The 5,065-nt window shown below is 70.3% G+C and carries 3 protein-coding genes and 1 pseudogene; 3 read left to right on the top strand and 1 reads right to left on the bottom strand.

The window, feature by feature from the left end:
* Window positions 1-256, bottom strand: a 256-nt coding sequence (locus VF330_RS20710) for a hypothetical protein (RefSeq protein WP_330853283.1), incomplete at its 3' end; no start/stop codon positions are given.
* A gap of 159 nt (window positions 257-415) precedes the next feature.
* Between VF330_RS20710 and VF330_RS20705 the strand changes: the two genes are divergently transcribed.
* From VF330_RS20705 to VF330_RS20695, 3 genes and pseudogenes are all read left to right on the top strand, one after another.
* On the top strand, window positions 416-1,810 hold the full coding sequence (locus VF330_RS20705) for a TIGR02677 family protein (RefSeq protein WP_330853282.1): 1,395 nt from the start codon (window positions 416-418) through the stop codon (window positions 1,808-1,810).
* Window positions 1,807-2,886, top strand: coding sequence for a TIGR02678 family protein (locus VF330_RS20700; protein ID WP_330853281.1), 1,080 nt, complete (start codon window positions 1,807-1,809; stop codon window positions 2,884-2,886). Before VF330_RS20705 ends, VF330_RS20700 begins: the two co-directional genes overlap by 4 nt.
* Window positions 2,879-5,065, top strand: a pseudogene (locus VF330_RS20695) (TIGR02680 family protein); the annotation flags it as partial. The gene VF330_RS20700 and the pseudogene VF330_RS20695, both read left to right, overlap by 8 nt.

The raw sequence follows: 5,065 nt of genomic DNA, 5'->3' as shown, positions 1-5,065 counted from the left end.
TCTGGAACTCGCACCCGGTGTGCAGGTCCGAGAACGGCGAACGCGCCTCGTTGCCGCTCCGGAACTTCGGCAGTCCCGGCACCCGTTGCCCGATCTGCGCGCAGGTCGGCACCGCCTGGTACTTCCCAGGGACGGGGGTGGCCTCCGTGGCGAACCCGAGCGCCGGCTGCCCGACCGGCTGCGAGTTCGGGCCCGCACAGGCACCCGCGGCGAGCGCGAGCAGCAGGACACCCGCGACGTTCCCGGACCGGCTCATGTCGTGACCACACTCCGCATTCGTTCGACTGCGGAAGGTTACTCCGGCGCGTCGGGGGCCGCCCGCCCGGAGTGGCAGGACCTCCCGAACGCCACGGCGTCCTGATGGCGGAAGCGGTGTCACTCTAAGGACGTACCGACACCAGCTACGGTGACACAGGTGACGACGTTCCCACCGGTGCCCGCGGACCTGTTCCGCTTCACCACGACCGACCACGCGGAGCTGCACACAGCAGTACTGCGCGCGTTCGGCGTGGCGAACGCGCGCCTGGAGACCGCTCTCACGGCCGACGACGTGCAGCAGCGGCTCCGCGAGGCCGGCTGGTCCGAGCAGGTGACGGACGACGAGCTGGCGGCGTCGCTGACTGCTCTGCGTCAGTGGGGCCTGCTCGACTCGGCGCAGCAGCGCTACGGCCTCACGAGGCTCGGTGAGGCGGCGTTCGCGGGCATTCAGCACGCACTCGTCACGTTGAGCGGCAGCGGTTCTCTGCAGACCGCCGTGCTCGACGCGATAGCGGACCGGCTCGACGAGCTGCAGAGCGTGCAGGACGACCGTCGCGTGTTCACGGCGTTGATGGAGCTCGAAGGTCACGTCGAAGCGCTGCAGACCAACACCACGCGGTTCAACGCCGACCTGCAACGGTTGCTGCGGGACGAGCAGACCGACCTCGCCACGTTCCAGGACGTCAAGCGGACGACGATCACCTACCTGCGGGACTTCGTCGGCGACCTGGACGCGCGTAAGCAGCAGATCCGCGACAGGATCGCCGCCGTGGACGTCGTCAAGATCCACGAACGCGCGCGCAACGGCGCCGACCTCCACCAGGACGCCGAGCTGTGGGCGCAGCAGCGGGCGGCGCGGTGGAAGGACCTGCGCGACTGGTTCGCGAGGGCCGACGAGCTCCAGGACGTGGCGCGGAAGGCGATCGTGCAGCTGCTGCGCGTGCTCGACCGCATCAGCGAGCAGCGCGAGAAGCCGGCGAACACCGCGGCCGACTTCCGCGCCCTCGCCCGGTGGTTCGCGCGGACCGAGACCGAGGACGAGGCGCACGAGCTGTTCAACGCCGCGTTCGGGCTGTGGTCCGCCCGGCACGCCCACCTCGCGCACGCCGACGGCGAGCTGCTGCCCAGCGGCGAGCCGTGGCACAACACGCCGCCGGTGCCCGTGTCGCCGCAGCTGCGCGCGACCGGCAAGCAGGAGCACATCGGCAGCACCGGCAAGGTCCGCGACGTCGCGGAGGTCCGCCGCAACCGCCGCGAGCAGGCCGAGCGGGAACGCCGCGAGCTCGAACACGCCTGGGCGCAGATCCAGACCGACGGCGCCGTCCGGATCTCCACGCTCACCAGCCTCGACCACGACACGTTCCACCGGCTCATCGACCTCGTCGGCAGGGCCCTGGGCAGCGACCCGGACAGCACCGGCACGCGCACGGCGGGCACCACGGACGGCAAGATGCAGATCAACCTCCGCAACGCCCGCGGCTGGGCGACGATCACCACCCAGAGGGGCACGCTGAGCGGGCCCGACTACGTGATCGACGTGCAGAGCCGATGAGCAGGACCGGGAACCAGCTGGCGCGGCTGGAGAGCGAAGAGGTGGCACGCGGCGTGCGGCTGCTGCTCGCCCGGCCGCTGCTCACGGCCGTCTACGACCACGACGGCTTCGACCTCGTCCGAAGGCGCCGCGAACCGATCATGAAGTGGTTCGACTACTACTGCGGCTGGCGCGTGCACGTCGAACCACGGGCCGGATACGCGCGTTTGTTCAAGACGACGCAACGGCCCGACCGCACGCGTCCGTTGTTCGACCGGCGGCGCTACACGTTGCTGTGCCTGGTGTGTGCGGAACTGCTGACGACTCCTACTACGACGGTGGACGCACTGACGACGCGCGTGAAGCAGGCCGCCGCGGCGGAGGGGCTGCCACCGTTCGACTTGAACCGACGCACCGATAGGACGGCATTGGCCGATGTGCTGACGTTCCTCGAGGAGCACGGCGCTCTGGAGAGCGACGAGGTGCAGGTGCGCGCGGATCCGATGCTGATCACCCGCCTGCTCGCCGCGCCGAATCCGCCGTCCACGGTGGACGGGATCGCGGACCTGACCCACGAGTCGCGGTACGAGAACGCGCACCGCAGCCTGTGGCAACGGCATTCCGTGATGCGGCGGTTGATCGACGACCCCGTGGTCTACAAGGACGAGCTGACCGCCACGCAGCTCGCGTTCCTCACCTCCCCGGCCGGCCGCAAGGTCGTCAAGACGGGCGTGGGGCTCGCGGGCTGCACTCTGGAGGAACGCGCCGAGGGGTTTCTCGTGGTCGACGCCGACGCGATCGCCACGGACACGAGATTTCCGGACGACGACAGCAGCGCGAAGGTCGCGGCGTTGTTGTTGCTCGACCGGTTGGCACGAGGTCCCGCACGGTTCGAGGACCTCGTCGAAGAAGCACGCGAGCTGCTCGCCAAGTTCCGGAACTGGGCCAAGGCCTACCAGTCGGACGGCGGTGCGGGCAGGCTGGCGGCGGACGGGCTCGCGCTGCTCGAGGCGTTCGGGCTCGCGCGCACGGAGAACGGCACCGTTCGCAGGCTGCCCGCGGCAGCCAGGTACGCGGTCGAGGAGCTCAATGACTGAGCGGTGGCAACCCAGCCGCGCCGGCATCATCAACGTCTGGCGCTACTACGACGAGATCTTCTCGTTCTACCAGGGCAGACTGCTGCTCAGAGGTCCCAACGGGACGGGCAAGTCGAAAGCGCTCGAACTGCTGCTGCCGTACCTGCTCGACGCGAACCTGCGTCCGCACCGGCTGTCGACGTTCGGCAGCGCGGACCGCACGATGCACTGGAACCTCATGGGCGAGGGCAGCCAGGGCAGCACGCGCGTGGGGTACGTGTGGCTGGAGTTCCAGCAGGGCGACGACGAGTGGTTCACGTGCGGTGCGCGGCTGCAGGCCACCACGAACACGTCCAACGTCATGGCCACGTACTTCACGACGTCGATGCGGATCGGCGACCTGAACCTCGTGAACGAGGCCGGGCGGCCGTTGACGAAGACGGACCTCGCCGAGGCGATGGGCGACCACGGTGTCGTGCACGCCTCACCGGCCGACTACCGGCATGCGGTGCGCACGACGTTGTTCCCCGGTCTGACCGAGCAGCGCTACGACTCATTGATCACCGCTCTGCTCCAGCTGCGCACGCCGAAGCTGTCCGAGCGGCTCGACCCGAGCGTGCTGTCGTCGTTGCTGTCCAAGGCCCTTCCGCCGCTGGACCAGTCCGACCTGACGGAGATCGCCGAGGGCTTCGAGCGCCTCGACCGCCAGCGCGAGGACCTGCGGCGGCTGGACGAGGAGATCACCGCCACCGAGAAGCTCGCGGACGTGCAACGCACCTATGCGCAGCGTGTGCTGGGTGCGGCGGCCTTCACGCTGTCGACCTCGTCCGAGCACCTCGAGGACATGACGCGTGCGGCGCGGATGAGCGAGCGGCGGTTCCAGCGCCAGGTCACGCTGACGGACGAGGCGTTCGAGCAGCTCGCGGCGCTGACGCGGGAGGCGAGCGCGGTCGACGCGGAGATCTCCGGCATCTCCGACCTGCCCGCGTACCAGGAGGGCAAGCAGCTCGACCTGTTGCGGCAGCAGCTCTCCGCGGCGACCCTCCGCGCGTCGGAGGCCACTTCGCACGCCGCCAAACTGCGCGCACGGGCCGTCGCGGACGAGGAACACGCGTCGCAGACCAAGGCCGACGCCGCTGCTCGTGCCGACGACCTGCGCCGTTCGGCCGCGGAAGCGCGGGCGGCCGCCGAGCTCGCGGGCATGCCGTCGGTGTTCGAGGAGATCGACTCGGGCACGGACGCACGTGCGAGCCGTGAGCTGCTCACGGCCGTTGTGGATTCTCGCGCCGCCGAGATCACCTCCCTCTTGAGCGCCGTGTCCGCCCACGAGAGAGCAGTCGACGCACGCGACGCCGCGCGGCAACGGCTGGAAGAGACCCGCGAGGAGCTCGACCTCGCTCTCGACGCCGAGATCGCCGCCCAGTACACGTTCGAGCAAGCGTTTGCGAAGTTCGGCGCGGACTTCGAGACGTGGGCGCACGGCTGCTCCGAGCTGCGCGTGACCGACCACAGCGAGATCGTGGAGGCCGCTGCCCTCGCCCGCGAGGAGTTCAGCGCCATCGAGGCACGGCTGCACGAGACGCGCACGGCGTTGAACGGCCAGCTCTCGCAGTACCGCTCCATCCGCGAGAAGCTCGCCAACCAGGTCGACGTGCCGCCACCGGCGCCGTACACGCGCGACGCCGACTACCGGACGTATGCCGCGGGGGCCCCTCTGTGGCGTCTGGTCACCTTCCGCCAAGGCACGCCACCGGACGTGTGCGCCGCGGTCGAGGCGGCCCTGGAAGCCTCGGGCCTGCTCGACGCGTGGATCACGCCGGGCAACTCGTTCGGCCTCTCCGACCAGGACCGCTTCGCCGAACCGCTGCTCGCCGGCCCCGCTCCCGGCCGGTCGCTGCTGGACGTGCTCGTCACCGAGGACGAGCGCTGCTACCAGTTCCTGGAGACCATCGCGTTCGGGGAGACCGCCACCGGCCACGTCGCCGCGGTCGGCACGGACGGGACGTGGCGCGTCGGCAACGCCCACGGCCGCTGGTCCAAGAAGACGCCCACCTACATCGGCGAGGTCGCGCGCCAACGCGCCCGCGCGGGCCGGATCGCCGAGCTCACGGGCCTGATCGAGCAGCTGGCCACCGACCTGTCCGGTGTGGACGCGGCGCTGTCGCAGATCGCGGTGCGCCGCGCGACCCTGGCGGGCGAG

It is taken from the genome of Lentzea sp. (assembly GCF_036380075.1).
Lineage (GTDB): Bacteria > Actinomycetota > Actinomycetes > Mycobacteriales > Pseudonocardiaceae > Lentzea.
This window is presented reverse-complemented; position numbering and strand designations above follow the sequence as displayed.